Annotated in this window: 16 protein-coding genes; 11 read left to right on the top strand and 5 right to left on the bottom strand. The window is 39.3% G+C overall.

Annotated elements, in window-relative coordinates; genetic code table 11:
- Positions 1-75: 75 nt before the first annotated feature.
- A complete protein-coding gene (speE, locus tag ACMFNG_RS03575; RefSeq protein ID WP_011011239.1) occupies positions 76-921 on the top strand; it encodes a polyamine aminopropyltransferase in 846 nt (281 codons plus the stop codon).
- Here the strand turns inward: speE and ACMFNG_RS03570 are convergent.
- Positions 909-2243, bottom strand: a complete 1335-nt coding sequence (locus ACMFNG_RS03570; protein ID WP_011011238.1) for a DEAD/DEAH box helicase — start codon at positions 2241-2243, stop codon at positions 909-911. The two genes, speE and ACMFNG_RS03570, sit on opposite strands and share 13 nt — an antisense overlap.
- Positions 2244-2354: 111 nt before the next feature.
- Here ACMFNG_RS03570 and ACMFNG_RS03565 point away from each other — a divergent pair, with 111 nt between their 5' ends.
- Positions 2355-2588 (top strand): PRC-barrel domain-containing protein, encoded by a 234-nt coding sequence (locus ACMFNG_RS03565; RefSeq protein ID WP_011011237.1) that lies wholly within the window; start codon positions 2355-2357, stop codon positions 2586-2588.
- Here ACMFNG_RS03565 and trmBL1 read toward each other — a convergent pair.
- Complete coding sequence (trmBL1, locus tag ACMFNG_RS03560) at positions 2572-3597, bottom strand: HTH-type sugar sensing transcriptional regulator TrmBL1 (RefSeq protein WP_430515206.1); 1026 nt, start codon at positions 3595-3597, stop codon at positions 2572-2574. The two genes, ACMFNG_RS03565 and trmBL1, sit on opposite strands and share 17 nt — an antisense overlap.
- A gap of 117 nt (positions 3598-3714) precedes the next feature.
- On the opposite strand from trmBL1, the gene ACMFNG_RS03555 reads away from it, so the two are divergent.
- The 3 genes from ACMFNG_RS03555 (at position 3715) to ACMFNG_RS03545 (ending at position 6627) form a co-directional block, all read left to right on the top strand.
- A complete protein-coding gene (locus tag ACMFNG_RS03555) occupies positions 3715-4113 on the top strand; it encodes a UPF0146 family protein (protein ID WP_011011235.1) in 399 nt (132 codons plus the stop codon).
- Positions 4110-5075 (top strand): ribose 1,5-bisphosphate isomerase, encoded by a 966-nt coding sequence (locus ACMFNG_RS03550; protein ID WP_014835466.1) that lies wholly within the window; start codon positions 4110-4112, stop codon positions 5073-5075. The genes ACMFNG_RS03555 and ACMFNG_RS03550 overlap by 4 nt, the downstream gene beginning before the upstream one ends.
- Before the next feature lie 310 nt (positions 5076-5385).
- Positions 5386-6627, top strand: a complete 1242-nt coding sequence (locus ACMFNG_RS03545) for a PLP-dependent aminotransferase family protein (protein WP_011011233.1) — start codon at positions 5386-5388, stop codon at positions 6625-6627.
- Positions 6628-6637: 10 nt separating this feature from the next.
- Here ACMFNG_RS03545 and ACMFNG_RS03540 read toward each other — a convergent pair whose 3' ends face one another.
- Both ACMFNG_RS03540 and ACMFNG_RS03535 read right to left on the bottom strand, forming a co-directional pair.
- Positions 6638-7672, bottom strand: a complete 1035-nt coding sequence (locus tag ACMFNG_RS03540) for a transposase (protein ID WP_011011232.1) — start codon at positions 7670-7672, stop codon at positions 6638-6640.
- On the bottom strand, positions 7633-7794 hold the full coding sequence (locus tag ACMFNG_RS03535; RefSeq protein ID WP_014835468.1) for a hypothetical protein: 162 nt from the start codon (positions 7792-7794) through the stop codon (positions 7633-7635). The genes ACMFNG_RS03540 and ACMFNG_RS03535 overlap by 40 nt, the downstream gene beginning before the upstream one ends.
- Positions 7795-8167: 373 nt before the next feature.
- Between ACMFNG_RS03535 and ACMFNG_RS03530 the strand changes: the two genes are divergently transcribed.
- The 6 genes from ACMFNG_RS03530 (at position 8168) to engB (ending at position 14622) form a co-directional block, all read left to right on the top strand.
- Positions 8168-9793, top strand: a complete 1626-nt coding sequence (locus ACMFNG_RS03530; RefSeq protein WP_011011231.1) for an ABC transporter substrate-binding protein — start codon at positions 8168-8170, stop codon at positions 9791-9793.
- Complete coding sequence (locus tag ACMFNG_RS03525; RefSeq protein ID WP_011011230.1) at positions 9794-10741, top strand: carbohydrate ABC transporter permease; 948 nt, start codon at positions 9794-9796, stop codon at positions 10739-10741.
- Positions 10738-11607 (top strand): carbohydrate ABC transporter permease, encoded by an 870-nt coding sequence (locus ACMFNG_RS03520; RefSeq protein WP_011011229.1) that lies wholly within the window; start codon positions 10738-10740, stop codon positions 11605-11607. The genes ACMFNG_RS03525 and ACMFNG_RS03520 overlap by 4 nt, the downstream gene beginning before the upstream one ends.
- Positions 11608-11618: 11 nt before the next feature.
- Positions 11619-12713, top strand: a complete 1095-nt coding sequence (locus ACMFNG_RS03515; protein ID WP_011011228.1) for an ABC transporter ATP-binding protein — start codon at positions 11619-11621, stop codon at positions 12711-12713.
- Positions 12714-12796: 83 nt separating this feature from the next.
- Positions 12797-13987: a proteasome-activating nucleotidase gene (locus tag ACMFNG_RS03510; protein ID WP_011011227.1), complete on the top strand. Its 1191-nt coding sequence runs from the start codon at positions 12797-12799 to the stop codon at positions 13985-13987.
- A gap of 62 nt (positions 13988-14049) precedes the next feature.
- Positions 14050-14622: a GTP-binding protein EngB gene (gene engB, locus ACMFNG_RS03505; protein ID WP_011011226.1), complete on the top strand. Its 573-nt coding sequence runs from the start codon at positions 14050-14052 to the stop codon at positions 14620-14622.
- Here engB and ACMFNG_RS03500 read toward each other — a convergent pair.
- A complete protein-coding gene (locus ACMFNG_RS03500) occupies positions 14594-15061 on the bottom strand; it encodes an Lrp/AsnC family transcriptional regulator (protein WP_011011225.1) in 468 nt (155 codons plus the stop codon). The two genes, engB and ACMFNG_RS03500, sit on opposite strands and share 29 nt — an antisense overlap.
- Between the last annotated feature and the right edge of the window lie 30 nt (positions 15062-15091).

Genomic DNA, 15091 nt, shown 5'->3' with positions numbered 1-15091 from the left:
CCATTTAACTTTTTTGTTTAGTTAATAAAAGTTTATATTCCCTTCTCATTCTTAAGAACTGAAGGTGGCGAGATAATGGAGAGGGCATTTATTGAGTGGTATCCAAGAGGATACGGGGTTGCCTTTAAAATTAAGAAAAAAATTTACGAGAAATTATCTAAATACCAGAAGATAGAGGTTTATGAGACCGAAGGCTTTGGAAGATTGCTAGCTTTGGATGGAACAGTGCAACTCGTTACGCTTGGCGAAAGAAGTTATCACGAACCTCTAGTACACCCAGCAATGCTCGCCCATCCAAAACCAAAGAGAGTTCTCGTGATAGGCGGTGGAGATGGGGGGACTGTGAGAGAAGTGTTGCAACATGATGTAGATGAGGTTATTATGGTGGAAATTGATGAGGACGTAATAATGGTTTCCAAGGATTTAATAAAGATCGATAATGGCTTACTAGAGGCTATGTTAAACGGAAAACATGAGAAAGCTAAGCTTACAATTGGAGATGGATTTGAATTCATAAAAAACAATAGAGGATTCGATGTAATAATCGCAGATTCCACAGATCCAGTCGGGCCTGCAAAAGTTCTCTTTAGCGAAGAATTCTATAGGTATGTATATGATGCCTTAAACAACCCAGGAATTTATGTTACCCAAGCGGGAAGCGTGTATCTCTTTACTGATGAGTTGATTTCAGCGTATAAAGAGATGAAAAAAGTTTTTGATAGAGTCTACTACTACTCTTTCCCAGTTATAGGATACGCCTCTCCCTGGGCATTCCTTGTTGGTGTCAAAGGAGATATCGACTTTACAAAGATTGACAGAGAAAGAGCTAAAAAGCTACAGCTTGAATATTACGATCCCTTAATGCATGAAACACTCTTCCAAATGCCCAAATACATCAGAGAAACTCTTCAAAGGTTGTAATATCTTCCATAATACTGTTTCAATGCTTTTTGTCTTTCCAAAAAGTGGGTGAACAATAGGGGATCATCATCTTTTATGTCCACAATAACAGCCTCTCCTCCTTTTTTGGGCCTCAATGCCCTACCTATTGTCTGGATTGTCATTATATCACTCTTTCCTCCCCCTGCTAAAATAATTGCTGAGATCTCGGGTATGTCTACTCCCTCTTTTAAGAGGGTAGATACGAGTACTTGTATTTCTCCCTTCTTGTATTTCTCGAGTATTTCCCACCTATTTGGACTTTGAGAGCTTAGGAACTCAGCTTTTATTCCTCTCTCCTTTAACATTTTTGCCAGCATTTCTCCATGGTCTATCCTCTTTACATCAATCAGAACCCTATGTCCCCTCCTTACTAATTCAATAGCCTTTTCTATTATTGCTTTATTCCTTGCCTCATTTTCCATAATTGCTTCTTCGTAAAGTTCTTTGTATTTGTCAGCTAACGAGGGCATGTGGGATTGGTATTCTATTATTTCAAACTTCGGCTTTGCAAGAAAGCCTTCACGGATTAAATCTTCAGCCTTTACCTCGTAGATTATTGGCCCAACGACACCTTCAATTTTCATTTCTTCTCCCCTTAATCTTCTCCAAGGAGTAGCTGAAAGCCCAAACCTATAAACTTGAGGCAGGTTTACACCAACTTCGTAGAACTTTTCTGCGGCAGATGTTCTATGACACTCATCAAATAATACCACTGCATACTTTCTTTCAAATTTATCAGTGCCTCTCGAAAGCAATGTTTGAATCATGGCCACTGTTATAGGGCCTTCATACCACTTATTATCTCCTATTATCCCAGGATCTATCCCCAAAACTTCCTTAATCTTTTGAGCCCACTGGTATAGTAACTCTTTTGTGTGCACTATAATTAGGGCAGATAAGTCCAATTCATGAATTATTCTTAGCCCAACTATAGTCTTCCCACTCCCAACAGGAAGAGCTAAAACTCCCATTTTTTCCTTAAGAGCTTTTTTAACAGCTTTCATCTGGTATTTTCTTAGTTTGTATTTTTCGTTCCATGTGGAATTTAATTTTTCTCCTTCGATTTTCCTCTCGTCTTTTATTCTTACCCTGTACCCTTTAGAATTGAGAAACTTCTTTACCCTAGGCAAAAGTCCTACCGGAAAAGTATTTGTATAGGGATCATACAAGCTCTCTGCTTTGTTCCATCTTCCATAATCTTTCCTATATGAAAGTAAGTCATAAATTTGAAAATATACCTTTGGGTCTGCCTTCTCTATTTTAACTTTCGCACTACCTTCAGGTATCCTAAACACTATCATATTTCCTCACTACGAAGGGAAAGTTGAAGTGAAGGGATTTATAAAAATTTGCACAGTACATTCAAAAACATTTTAAGAAGTTTGGAAAATATTGTGCTTAGGTGATCCAAAATGGTCATGAGGCTTTCCAAAATCTATGGGAAACAGATATACACAACAAAAGGAAAGTACGTAGGATATGTTGATGAGGTTATAATTGATATTGATGAGGGAAGGGGAGAAGTAGTCCTTCTAGCTCTCCCCGGTGAAAGAGTAGGAGTTCCATATGAAAGGGTAACTGCCGTTGGGGACATAATACTTGTAGAAGCAACAACAGAAAAGAAAAGAATCAGTCAAGAAGGATAAAAGATTCCCCTTCTATATCTTCCAAGTAACTTCCTAGCCCTCCAACCTTTATTTTTTTGTTGTCTGTCTTCACTGTAATGTTGGCTGTGAGAGGAGTATATTCGTAATCAATAACCTTACCTTTAATAGTCACCTGCTTCTTATCAGCTAAGGATCTTCCAATAACTTCAATATTTCTAGGCAATCCTGCCTGCTTTAGTACGGTAATAACAGTCCTAATGTGACTAAGTATCAAAGGTTTTTCCATTCTTTCATAATTGAGTGGCTTTACTATTTCACTATTGTCAAAGTACATTGTGTAAAACCAGTGGACATAGTTTTGTATTAATCTCGTAGATTTAACCCAGAAAGAGTAAAATCTTTCTTTACCTTTGTCTTCGGGCAATGTTCCAAAGAATAGAGCATAGTTTATATCTCCTATAACCCAGGTGCCTAAAAGCCAAGGTGCTTGCCCACTTCTCGCTAAAATAACATTATTCTTATTTCTTAGCCAGAGAGGAATTTCACTGAAGTTGCTAATAACTATAATTAAGACATCATTTCTTTTTTCTAATACTCCCCTTAGATATTCAAGAAACTCATATGGAGTATTGATCAAGATATCATGCTTTGCAGATCTGATTATATGTTGAGCTCTATCTATTGTATTTTCAAACCCATGAACGGCCCATATCTCGGGCAATTCCTCACCATGGACTTCCCGGTATAGCTCCTGAAAAGCTTTCTTTAATCTCTCTATATCTGAGATCAAATCTTCCCTAATTTTTTCAAGAACTATTTCTGGATTTACTGGAGCATAAAGTCTTGGAGTTCCATGCACTATGTCAACAAAACCCTTCCTAGCAAGAGAGCTTAGAACATCGTAGATTCTCGTGTGAGGTATTCCACTTTCTTTCGTAACATCTGTAGCCTTGCTGGGGCCAAGTTTTAGAAGGGTCAAATAAGCAAGACTCTCATACTTAGTTAACCCAAATTTTTGGAGCTTTTGTAATATCTCCTCTTCAAGCATTAATATAGACCCCCCTATGAGTTTTACCTACAATCTACATAAAAATGTTAAGAATATGTATAAAAGTTTTGGCATAGAGTCCAAAGCTATTTATACCCTACATCAAATCCTTTATCAATGGAGGCCCTAGCTGAGCTCATAAAAAGGAAAGTTCCCAATGAGGGGCTAATAATAGAAGTAGGAGTTGGTTTCTATCTAAAAGTAGCTAAGAAGCTAAAAGAATATGGATTCAATGTAGTAGTTGTGGATATAAACCAAGAAGCCGTAAAGAATGCAATAAAAGAGAGAATTCCTGGGTTTGTAGATGATGTTTTTAATCCAAACCTTAAAATCTACCTCAAAGCTAGAGCTATTTATTCTATTCGTCCAAATCCAGAAATAATGATGGCACTACTCACTCTTGCCAAGAAAGTTAAAGTTCCCCTCTACATTGTGCCACTTTCTGGGGATGTTCCTCCAAGGGAAATGAAGTTAATTAACTATAAGGGAATAAGTGTATATGTGTGGGAGCCATGATAGTTAGAGAAGTCTTTGAAATTGCAGAAAAAATAAAGAATATGGAAATTAGAGGCGCCGGAGAAATCGCTAGAGCAGTTGCAGAGGCTTTAAAGATTCAAGCTGAAAAATCTAAAGCGAAAACAAGCCACGAGTTATGGAAAGAGCTGAAAGAAGCTTCTAAAATCTTATACAATACGAGACCCACAGCAGTATCTCTTCCAAATGCCTTGAGATACGTAATGTATAGGGGTAAAATAGCGTACACTTCCAATGCTGACTTAGAGAGCTTAAGATACACTATCATAAACGCTGCAAAAGAGTTTATTTACAATTCAGAAAAAGCCATTGAAAGAATTGGAGAAATAGGAGCAAAAAGAATTGAAGATGGAGATGTTATAATGACACACTGTCATAGTAAAGCCGCAATTAGTGTGATGAAAACTGCTTTTGATCAGGGGAAAGACATTAAGGTCATTGTCACCGAGACAAGGCCAAGATGGCAGGGAAAAATTACTGCAAAGGAATTGGCAAGTTATGGAATTCCGGTAATTTACATAGTAGACGGGGCAGCTAGGCATTACATGAAAATGACTGACAAAGTCGTTATGGGAGCCGACTCAATAACTGCCAATGGAGCGGTAATAAACAAAATTGGAACTGCCTTGATAGCGCTAACAGCAAAAGAACATAGAGTTTGGGTAATGATAGCTGCAGAAACCTACAAATTCCATCCAGAGACGATGTTAGGACAATTAGTCGAAATTGAAATGAGAGATCCAACTGAAGTCGTTCCAAAAGAAGAATTGGAGACATGGCCAAAGAATATAGAAGTTCTTAATCCAGCGTTTGATGTCACTCCTCCAGAATATATCGATGTAATAATTACGGAAAAAGGCGTGATACCTCCATATGCGGCAATAGATATCCTCAAAGAAGAGTTTGGATGGGCATTTAAGTATAGAGAACCCTGGGAAGACTAACGAAAGGTATTTTAACTTTGTTTGTTTAATATCTAATGCCCGGGGAGAACCGCCGAGGGCGGAATCGATGAACTTGGGCGGGTTAATACCCCCGCTTTTTTGAACATGCTGGCTCACTTATGCTGTCCAAAAGACGTTTAAATTCTTTGATGAATTTTTGACATCATAGATAAAACATTTCAAGGAAAATTTACAAATGTAAACCTAAAAATCAGCTAATACCGAAAGTTTTATATTTAATCGTCGGAAAATACCTAGTGAGCAAATATGTTCAGATGATCATACATGAGCATGAAAAGAGGTGAAAAATATGGAAGAAATTTTGGAAAAGAAACTTGAAAGTGGTCCTCTTAATTTTGAGTCTTATTTTTCTGAGAAAGCTCTAAAGATGAAAGCCTCAGAAGTTAGAGAATTACTTAAGCTTGTAGAGACAAGTGATGTTATAAGCCTAGCTGGCGGGTTGCCTAACCCAAAAACATTTCCCAAAGATATTATAAAAGGCATTTTGGAAGAAATCATGGAAGAGCACGCTGATAAAGCCCTTCAATATGGAACCACAAAAGGCTTTACCCCTCTTAGACTTGCCATTGCTGAGTGGTTGAGAAAAAGGTACAACATTCCAACTTCAAAAGTTGACATAATGATTACAAGTGGATCCCAACAAGCTCTCGACTTAATTGGTAGAGTTTTCCTTAACCCAGGGGACTTAGTAGTTGTTGAAGCCCCAACTTATTTAGCAGCGCTTCAAGCCTTCAATTTCTATGAGCCCCAGTACATTCAAGTTCCTCTAGATGATGAAGGAATGAGAATAGATATTTTGGAAGAGAAGCTCAGAAAGCTAAAAGCAGAAGGAAAGAGAGTTAAGCTCGTATATACCGTTCCAACCTTCCAAAACCCAGCAGGTGTTACAATGACGGAAGAAAGAAGAAAGCATCTCCTAGAGCTTGCAAGTGAATATGACTTTATAATTGTAGAAGATGACCCCTACGGTGAGCTCAGGTATTCGGGCAAGCCCGTACCAAAGATAAAAGCCCTAGACACAGAAGGAAGAGTTCTCTACCTGGGAACTTTCTCAAAGATACTTGCCCCAGGATTTAGACTTGGATGGATAGCAGGAGAGCCTCACTTTATAAGAAAATTAGAGATTGCAAAGCAGAGTGTTGACTTGTGTACCAATTCGTTTGGGCAAGTTGTAGCGTGGAGATACCTGGAAGGAGGTCACCTTGAGAAACACATTCCAAGGATAATCGAATTCTATAAGCCCAGGAGAAATGCTATGCTTGAAGCTTTAGAACAGTACATGCCCGAAGGTGTCAAATGGACTAGGCCAGAAGGAGGTATGTTCATCTGGGTAATACTCCCAGAAAAAATTAATGCCACGACAATGTTAGAGAAAGCCGTTAAGAAAGGAGTTGCATACGTCCCAGGAGAGGCATTCTTTGCTTACAGAGATGTAAAAAACACAATGAGGCTCAACTTTACCTACGTAGATGAGGACAAGATCCAAGAGGGAGTAAAGAGGTTAGCAGAGACTATTAAGGAGGAATTATAATATAGCCTTCTCAACTGTTCCCATTTTTTGGAGTGTTTGTGAGTTTTAGTGAGCTTAATCCCCACCAGCCAATTACGAAAGCTGAAGACGAGTGGACGTCCAAACCTAAGTTCCCAGCTAACTCTCGTCCCAATTTTGAAGAACCAGCAAGATTCACCAAGTAAACTTCAAACAACTCCTTTTTAGCAAAGTTCGATGCCTTCCGATTTCCTCTCCTTGAGGTCGTTACCCGTCCGTTTCTCCTTTTAATAATTCCCAAATCCTCAAAGAACACGACTTTAACACCGTGATGATATGCATAGTCTAGCAAGCAAGCAAGAGCCTTTAGCCTCAAATCTTTCGCCTTTTTCCTTGAAAAACCCGGAGAATTGACTTCTGGAAAGTGTTCAACTTTAACATCTCGGATTATACTGTTCTCATCGAGAACAACCATATTAATTCTATCGGAATTCAAATCAAACCCTGCGTAGAGATGTCCGCCGTTCACTTTCCCGTAATACCTCAGGCAAACATCAAACGGCACTTGAATATGAATATAAACTTTTCCGTCCTTCAAGATAACTTGGGCACCATACTTGAACTTCTGAGCCTCAAAAATAATGGGAAGAAATTTTTCAGCGGTTTTCAGTTTAAAGTTCAGCCATTCGCCGTTTGAACGGATTTTAACTTTCAACCCATTAATCCTAACGTTTCTATTTCCATTCTCGTTTTCTTTTGGCTTGCTGATGAGAAACTTGGACTTCAGATGAATGTGTTTTGGATTCCCTCCGCTTCGCTCTGCACCTTTACGGAGCATTTTCGCATAATCCCAAGCACTGTCGGAATACCACCAGTTGTTGAGAATCAGTCGAGAAACTTCTTTCACACCCTCGCTCTTCTTAACACCCTTAAGCTGGAGTCTTATCGACAGTTCGACAGCTCTCTTAAATTTTTCTGTTAAAAGGGCAAGTTTTAGATAGTCTTCCTTCTTTTCTGCTTCGAGCGTTGCCTTGATAGTAATGTAGTTCACTTCTGCTTTTCGGAGTTTTCGTATTTTTCGAGCCATAATTCAATCGCCTCTGTTATCGCCATTCCAAGAACTCCTTTCTTAACACCGTAAATTTCGAGGATTTTCTTCCGGAATTTAACCTCCAACTCGTCTGGAATTTTTACGGTTATGACTCCCATTGTGTTCACCAAAATACTTAAATACTTATTTACTTAAATAGTTTTTGGTAGTGATGCCAGCCTAATGAAGTCGGTGAACGAGGTGAGGTGGAGGGCTGGTTGAACCCTGCGAGTGTTCGGGCGACCCGTTCCGCCGTAGCGAACCGAGAGAGAAAAGAGAAATGGGTGGGACGGTCTAAGTCCGGGCACTCACAGTAAATCGGGGAATGAATTCTCACGTGAACTCATAAAAGTTCACATGAGGAAGACCCCTCTTTTTGCTTTTACTTATTCTTTTATTGACCACCAAAACATTTTTATCGAATGAGAACTAAAATTACAACGGATTGTTTTTGTTCTCTTTAGCTTTACATCATGAAGGGGGTAGAAAAAAATGAAGCACAAAGCTGTATTCCTACTTGTAGTTCTAATTTCTGGAGTTTTAGCTAGCGGCTGTATTGGAGGGGAAACTAAAGAAACCCAAGCAAGCAAGAAAGTACAGCTGACGGGTGATTTTGCCAAGGACGTTATTAAGATTGGAAAAGTACTTGAGGAAAATGGAATTTCGGAAGTTAAGTTCTCAGCTTGGGGATCTGGGGATCCAAACAGCGTTATGAGAGTTTATGGAATAGTTGACGCTGCATATAAGATAAATAAGATATGGAAAGAGAACGGAATAAGTGTCAAGATTACTGTCACAGTTAAATACGACCAGAGTTTCAACGACCAATATAAAGAATTCCTAAGCAAGCAACCTCTCGGACAAGCAGGCGACTTCTTTGTTAACAGCTACGCCTTTCTCTCAACACTAGCCGAAGAAGGGTACATCCTTGACATCACCGATTATGCTCAGGCATACCAATCAGTTATCAACGACTTTTACCCCACTCTCCTTGACGCTTCAAAGTACAATGGAAGGTTATATGGCCTTCCTCAGGACACTGAAGCAAGGCCATTCTATGTGAGAAAGGATGTTGCCCAGTGTGTGGGCCTTGATGTGTCCCAACTTCCAGAAAAGGTAAAGAATGGAGAGTTTACATGGAGCGACGTATATTATTGGGCAAAGCAGGCAAAAGAGAAAGGATGTGCTGAGTGGGGGCTAATACATAGAAAAGGCTCTGCCCACCCAGATTTAATCCAATTTATCTTTGCATTCAATGGAAAATTATACGATGAGAATACCGGAAAGCTTGTTCTGGATGTGCCCGCAGTATATAAGTGGTTATACGTAGAATGGAAGTTTGCCAGAGACGGTCTTCTGCCAGAGGATATAATGAGCTGGGATTGGGCAAAGCAAATCCACCCAACTATTGTTGAAGGAAAAACGCTATTTGACATCGGAGGAACATGGTACTGGACAGAATGGCAGACAAAGCAATATTATAAGGGAAGAAGTCTAACCCCTGAAGAAGTGAAAGAGTGGTTTGCTTACACTCTGTTCCCAGCAGGAGAGAAAGGAGCAAAACCTGTAACGCTAAGCCAACCATTCATATGGATGATTAACTCAAAAGCCGGCCAATTAAATCCAAAGTACGAAGAACTGAAAGATGTCTATCAAGCTCTTGCATTTCTAATGATAATCAAAGCAAGCGATCCTAAAATCAATGCAATCCACAGCGTTATTTCAGCCCATCTGCCAGTTAGAAAAGCTGCCGCAGAATTGATAAAAGATGACCAGTGGTTAAACAACCTCAAAGCATTAAACCTGGACTTAGCTCCTGAAGTTAAGGAGAACATCAAAGATATTGTAGAGAGCACTGTCAACCCAATAAATGCCCAATTCTTGGCAGATGTAAGCTACATGCTCCAGTACACCCACTTTGCTCCTTCACATCCAAAGTACCCAGCACTTGCAGACATCTTTAAGGATGCCGTAGATAAAGTCTTAAGAGGGGAAATGACACCAGAGGAGGGCGTTAATTACATTATCTCAAAGATAAACGCTGACCCTGAACTTAAAGACAACATAGAGATAGTCGGAGAGATCCCCAAAGATTGGAAGTTTCCCAGGGGTGATTGAATGAAAATTAGAAAAGACAAGCTCTATACCCTTTCATTTTTTCTTTCTCCAATGTTAATTATTGTTGTGCTGTTTTACTTAATTCCACTCGTTCTAACCGTTTACATAAGCTTCACAGGCATGAAAAATTGGAATATCGAAAGATACATGCATGACTTTGTAGGGTTTTACAATTATCAAAGGTTATTCCATATGTTTAAATATGACCCAACGTTTAAGGCAGTCGTTTTGACTACTATTGTCTTTGTTGGAATTACTCTAATAATCAATGTATTTGGAGGACTTGGCCTAGCCCTGGCAACATTTTTTATGAGCGAGCGTCCAGGAAATATATATAGGTTACTCTGGCTCTTACCTAGAATGTCACCAATAGCTGTTTACAGCCTTGTATGGTATTATTTCTTCCATGGAAGCGAGATTGGAACCCTTAATTCGATTCTCCTAAAATTAGGTTTAATTTCTGAACCTATTCCCTTTGGCCAAATAATACCTTGGGGAGCTTGGAGTATTATCATATTTGTGAATGGTCTCGTTGGAGTTAGTTTTGGAATGATAGTGTTTACTTCTGCATTAAATCAGATTCCAAAAGAAATTGTAATTGCTGCTAGAGTTGATGGTGCCTCTGGTTGGCAAATTTCAAAGAGAATACTTTTCCCCATGATGAAGTGGCACTTCTTGTATGTCTTAACATGGCAGTTCTTAAGCCTGCTAACCACTTACCCGCACCTGTTCTTGTTGGTAGAATGGGATCTTGTGAATAGGGACTATGGAACAACTTTAGCTCTTTATGTATTTAACACAGCATTTGGGAGGGGAGAGCAAGAGCAAGGACTTGCAGCGGCGGCAGCAGTTATTCTCTCAATATTAGGAATAATTGGAGGAGTTATCACGTTGAAAGTCTTGGAATTTGAAAAGATGATAAAGAAACCCAGGGGTGAAATAGAATGAAAGATGTAGAAACGAGGTCAAAAAGTTCAGAAGTTGTCCTGATTCTAGGTCTATTCTTAGCAACACTGCCCTTACTTGTAGGCTTCTCTCTACTAGCCCTATCAAGCTTTAGCACTCAAATGGTGACGAATTTTGACCTCAGCAATTTTCATCCTACAATTGAAAATTGGATAAATGCATTGAAAGGAAAGTTGGCAATTACTGGAGGTATTAGGGCAGATATGCCAAAAATAATATTGAACACATTACTTGTCGCCCTGGGAGTTTCAGGAGTTGTTACTGGAATAAGCATAATGTCAGGATATGCACTTTCAAGAATGGATTTTAAGGGAAGAAAAATACTGATTTTGTCATTGATGCTCCTTCATGCTTTCCCAGGGGTGGCCTTGATAGTTGGAGTGTACCTCTTATACAGGCTTTGGGCTCCTCAAGATCCTTCTTTAATACGGACGTATTCATTTATCTATGTAATTTTTGCAAGAGCTGCCTTAGAAGTTCCAATGTCAGTATGGCTGATGAAAGGATTTTTCGACATAGTTCCCTGGGAATTTGAGTGGGCAGGGATAATCGATGGAGCCTCAAGAATAACAGTATGGAGAAAGATTATGCTACCCTTGATCAAACCAGGAATCCTCGCAGTAGCTCTGTTTTCCTTCTTAGCAGGGTGGCAAGACATAATTTATGTAAGAACTTTTCTCATAGATCAGACATTGGCCACATTTATTGAAGCCAACATTGAGGCAGAGTACACTCACATGCCACTAATAGCAGCGGTAGGGACATTATATCTTCTGCCCACAATAATATTCTTCTTAACAGCTCAGCAGATTTTGTTGAGAGGGTATAGTGGAGGAATAAAAGGATAGAGGTGTTAAAGATGGTCAGCATAAAGCTGGAAGGTATTGTTAAAAAGTTTGGAAATTTCACTGCTCTAGATAACATTAATTTAACCATAAAAGACAAAGAATTTATGGCTCTCTTGGGGCCATCTGGTAGTGGAAAATCGACGCTTCTCTACACAATAGCAGGAATATACAAACCAACTGCAGGGAGAATTTATTTTGACGATAGGGATGTAACGGAGCTTCCCCCAAAAGACAGGAATGTAGGGCTAGTATTTCAAAACTGGGCTCTTTATCCCCACATGACCGTATACAAAAATATAGCTTTTCCATTAGAGCTAAGAAAGTTGCCAAAAGAGGAAATAGACAAGAAAGTTAGGGAAGTGGCAAAGATACTTCACATAGAAAATTTATTGGAGAGGTATCCATGGCAACTCAGCGGCGGACAGCAGCAGAGAGTGGCAATAGCGAGGGCATTAGTCAAGGAGCCAGACGTTCTCTTACTAGATGAACCTCTAAGCAATCTTGATGCCCTTCTAAGACTAGAGGTGAGAGCTGAATTAAAGAGACTTCAGAAGGACCTAGACATTACGGCAGTCTATGTGACCCATGATCAGGCAGAAGCTTTAGCCATGGCCGACAGAATAGCTGTTATTAAGGAGGGGAAAATTCTACAGGTTGGAGATCCTGATGAAGTCTACCACAAACCAAAATACAAGTTTGTGGGAGGATTTCTAGGCAACCCACCAATGAACTTCATTGAGGCAAAAATTGAAGATGGAAAACTCGTTATTAGCTCCGAAAATATACTTGATATTCCCCCTCAATACAGAGAGATCATCAAGAAGCTAGATGTAAAAGAAGTGTATATAGGCTTTAGACCACACGATGTAGAAATAGTAAGAGAAGGTAAAGAAGGATTAGTGGGGGAAATATATTCCTTCGAGCCCCTGGGAAGGGAGCAGATCCTCACAATTTTTGTTAATGGAAATGTGGTTAAGGTGTTCGCTCCTGAAGAGGAACATTTTAGATTTGGAGAGAAAGTTAACATCAAAATAAAAAGTGAATCAATTGTGCTGTTTGACAAGAAAACCGAAAAAGCTCTTGAATTTTTAGTAAATGAACCTTGAATCTTTTTCATTTTTGAACAAACCTTTATAAACTACCCGAGCGTAAAATTTCTTAGGAAAACCTACTGTGAGGGGTGATAATAATGAGTGAGGACGAAGCTCAATTTCACGGTAATTATGATGATTACGTCACTTATCTAAAGAGAAGAATAAGACAGCTAGAACTTCAAGTGAGAATGCTTGAGGCAGACAAAGAAAGGCTAGAGAGGGAGCTCTCAAGGTTAAGGAGTGAAATGTCAAGACTAAGACAACCACCAGCTTTCGCAGGAAGTGTCATAGAAGTTTTAGACGATGATAGAGCAATAGTACAAAATTATAACGGACCCAGGTTTGTCGTTAGAATTGCACCATGGATAGATAAGAGCAAACTAAGGCCAGGAACAAGGGTAGCCCTTGACCAAAGAACAATGGCAATAATAGAAATACTACCAGCTTCAAAAGACCCAGCAGTCCTGGGATTTGAAGTTGTAGAGAGGCCCAATGTAACGTATAACGACATTGGAGGACTCAAGAAACAACTCCAGGAACTTAGGGAAGCAATAGAATTACCATTAAAGCATCCAGAACTGTTTGAAGAAGTTGGAATTGATCCTCCAAAGGGAGTTCTGCTCTATGGACCACCTGGATGTGGAAAAACTTTAATGGCTAAGGCAATAGCTCATGAAGTTAATGCTACATTCATTAGGGTTGTGGGAAGCGAGCTCGTTAGGAAGTACATTGGAGAAGGTGCCAGGCTAGTCCATGAGCTATTTGAATTGGCAAAAGAAAAAGCTCCAACAATAATATTCATTGACGAAATTGACGCAATCGGCGCCAAAAGGTTAGATGAGACCACAGGTGGAGAAAGAGAAGTAAATAGAACACTAATGCAACTCTTAGCTGAAATGGACGGGTTTGATCCAAGAGGAAATGTAAAAGTAATAGCAGCTACTAACAGGCCAGACATCCTCGATCCTGCTCTTCTCAGACCAGGTAGATTTGACAGGCTTATTGAGGTTCCATTACCAGACTTTGAAGGAAGACTGGAAATCCTAAAAGTCCACACAAGAAGGATGAAGCTAAGAGGAGTAGATCTAAGACTTATAGCAGAGCTAACAGAGGGGGCAAGTGGAGCGGATCTAAAGGCCATAGCTACAGAGGCTGGTATGTTTGCAATAAGAGAAAGAAGAACTTATGTAACTCAGGAAGACTTCTTAAAAGCCATAGACAAAGTGTTAGGCAATGAAAAGAAGATCATTCAGCAGATAATGTCACATGAAGTCATTTACGGCTGATTTTCTTAATTTTTATTTTGGAGAGTTGAATTTATAAAAGGTAGTCTATCTTGAAATTTCTGATGGCAACTATAGTGTTTGTAGGTAGATCTAACGTCGGAAAAAGTACTCTAATTTATCAACTCACTGGAAAAAAGGTTAGAAGAGGAAAGCGCCCTGGAGTAACTAGAAAAATAATAGAGATAGAATGGAGAAACCACAAAATTATAGATATGCCGGGATTTGGTTTCATGGCAGGACTACCCAAAGAAGTCCAAGAAAGAATAAAGGACGAGATCGTCCACTTCATCGAGAATAATGCAAAAAACATTGACGTTGCAGTTCTTGTAGTTGATGGAAAAGCCGCTCCTGAAATCATTGAAAGATGGGAAAAGAGAGGAGAAATTCCAATAGATGTAGAGTTTTATCAGTTTCTTACTGATCTAGAAATTCCAACCATTGTGGCAGTAAATAAAATAGACAAAATCAAGAACGTCCAGGGAGTTATTTACTTCCTAGCAGAGAAATTTGGGGTTCCATTTAGCGAGATAGAGAAAGTGTTTGTCCCAATTTCAGCAAAATTTGGAACCAATATCGAGGTTTTAAAGGGGAGAATTAATGAAATAATTAGAGAACGCCAAGAACAACGTGAGTGACGGTCTCTTTCACCCCATCCAAAACAGCAATTTGCTCCAATATCTCATCCAATTTGCTCTTGTCTGCCTCAATTATTAAATCTATCTCTCCCGTCACACGATAAATCTTCTTCACTTTCAACTTTTTAATGGCCTCATAAACCTCTTTTCTTTTTGTTGGTTCTATTTTGACAAAAATAAATACGTCTCCCCTCTTCTCACCCAAAAGTTCAAGAGCCTTTTCAGTTAAATCAATGAATCCTCTCCCAGTTCTAATATACCCTAACTCCTTGAGAATCTTTAAGTGATTACTTAGAGCTTGTCTCGTAATTCCCAACTCCTCTGCAAGCTCGTCTTGAGTTTTTTCTACAGTATGAACCTCAATCGTCTTCCCTTCCTTGTAAAGCTTCCTCAAAAGTTCTACCTGTCTGTTAGTTAGCTCAACGTTCTCCCTTGGCATATGCCTACCTCCATCTTGATTTTCAATAAC

It is taken from the genome of Pyrococcus woesei, assembly GCF_050496105.1.
GTDB classification, from domain to species: domain Archaea; phylum Methanobacteriota_B; class Thermococci; order Thermococcales; family Thermococcaceae; genus Pyrococcus; species Pyrococcus furiosus.
Note: the sequence above shows the minus strand (reverse complement) of the source record. Positions and strands in the feature narration are given on the sequence as shown.

Excerpts from the sequence above, each read along its gene's own strand:
- speE (WP_011011239.1), top strand. The coding sequence starts at position 76 with ATGGAGAGGGCATTTATTGAGTGGTATCCAAGAGGATACGGGGTTGCC.
- ACMFNG_RS03570 (WP_011011238.1), bottom strand. The coding sequence starts at position 2,243 with ATGATAGTGTTTAGGATACCTGAAGGTAGTGCGAAAGTTAAAATAGAG.
- ACMFNG_RS03565 (WP_011011237.1), top strand. The coding sequence starts at position 2,355 with ATGGTCATGAGGCTTTCCAAAATCTATGGGAAACAGATATACACAACA.
- trmBL1 (WP_430515206.1), bottom strand. The coding sequence starts at position 3,597 with ATGCTTGAAGAGGAGATATTACAAAAGCTCCAAAAATTTGGGTTAACT.
- ACMFNG_RS03555 (WP_011011235.1), top strand. The coding sequence starts at position 3,715 with ATGGAGGCCCTAGCTGAGCTCATAAAAAGGAAAGTTCCCAATGAGGGG.
- ACMFNG_RS03550 (WP_014835466.1), top strand. The coding sequence starts at position 4,110 with ATGATAGTTAGAGAAGTCTTTGAAATTGCAGAAAAAATAAAGAATATG.
- ACMFNG_RS03545 (WP_011011233.1), top strand. The coding sequence starts at position 5,386 with ATGGAAGAAATTTTGGAAAAGAAACTTGAAAGTGGTCCTCTTAATTTT.
- ACMFNG_RS03540 (WP_011011232.1), bottom strand. The coding sequence starts at position 7,672 with ATGGCTCGAAAAATACGAAAACTCCGAAAAGCAGAAGTGAACTACATT.
- ACMFNG_RS03535 (WP_014835468.1), bottom strand. The coding sequence starts at position 7,794 with ATGGGAGTCATAACCGTAAAAATTCCAGACGAGTTGGAGGTTAAATTC.
- ACMFNG_RS03530 (WP_011011231.1), top strand. The coding sequence starts at position 8,168 with ATGAAGCACAAAGCTGTATTCCTACTTGTAGTTCTAATTTCTGGAGTT.
- ACMFNG_RS03525 (WP_011011230.1), top strand. The coding sequence starts at position 9,794 with ATGAAAATTAGAAAAGACAAGCTCTATACCCTTTCATTTTTTCTTTCT.
- ACMFNG_RS03520 (WP_011011229.1), top strand. The coding sequence starts at position 10,738 with ATGAAAGATGTAGAAACGAGGTCAAAAAGTTCAGAAGTTGTCCTGATT.
- ACMFNG_RS03515 (WP_011011228.1), top strand. The coding sequence starts at position 11,619 with ATGGTCAGCATAAAGCTGGAAGGTATTGTTAAAAAGTTTGGAAATTTC.
- ACMFNG_RS03510 (WP_011011227.1), top strand. The coding sequence starts at position 12,797 with ATGAGTGAGGACGAAGCTCAATTTCACGGTAATTATGATGATTACGTC.
- engB (WP_011011226.1), top strand. The coding sequence starts at position 14,050 with ATGGCAACTATAGTGTTTGTAGGTAGATCTAACGTCGGAAAAAGTACT.
- ACMFNG_RS03500 (WP_011011225.1), bottom strand. The coding sequence starts at position 15,061 with ATGCCAAGGGAGAACGTTGAGCTAACTAACAGACAGGTAGAACTTTTG.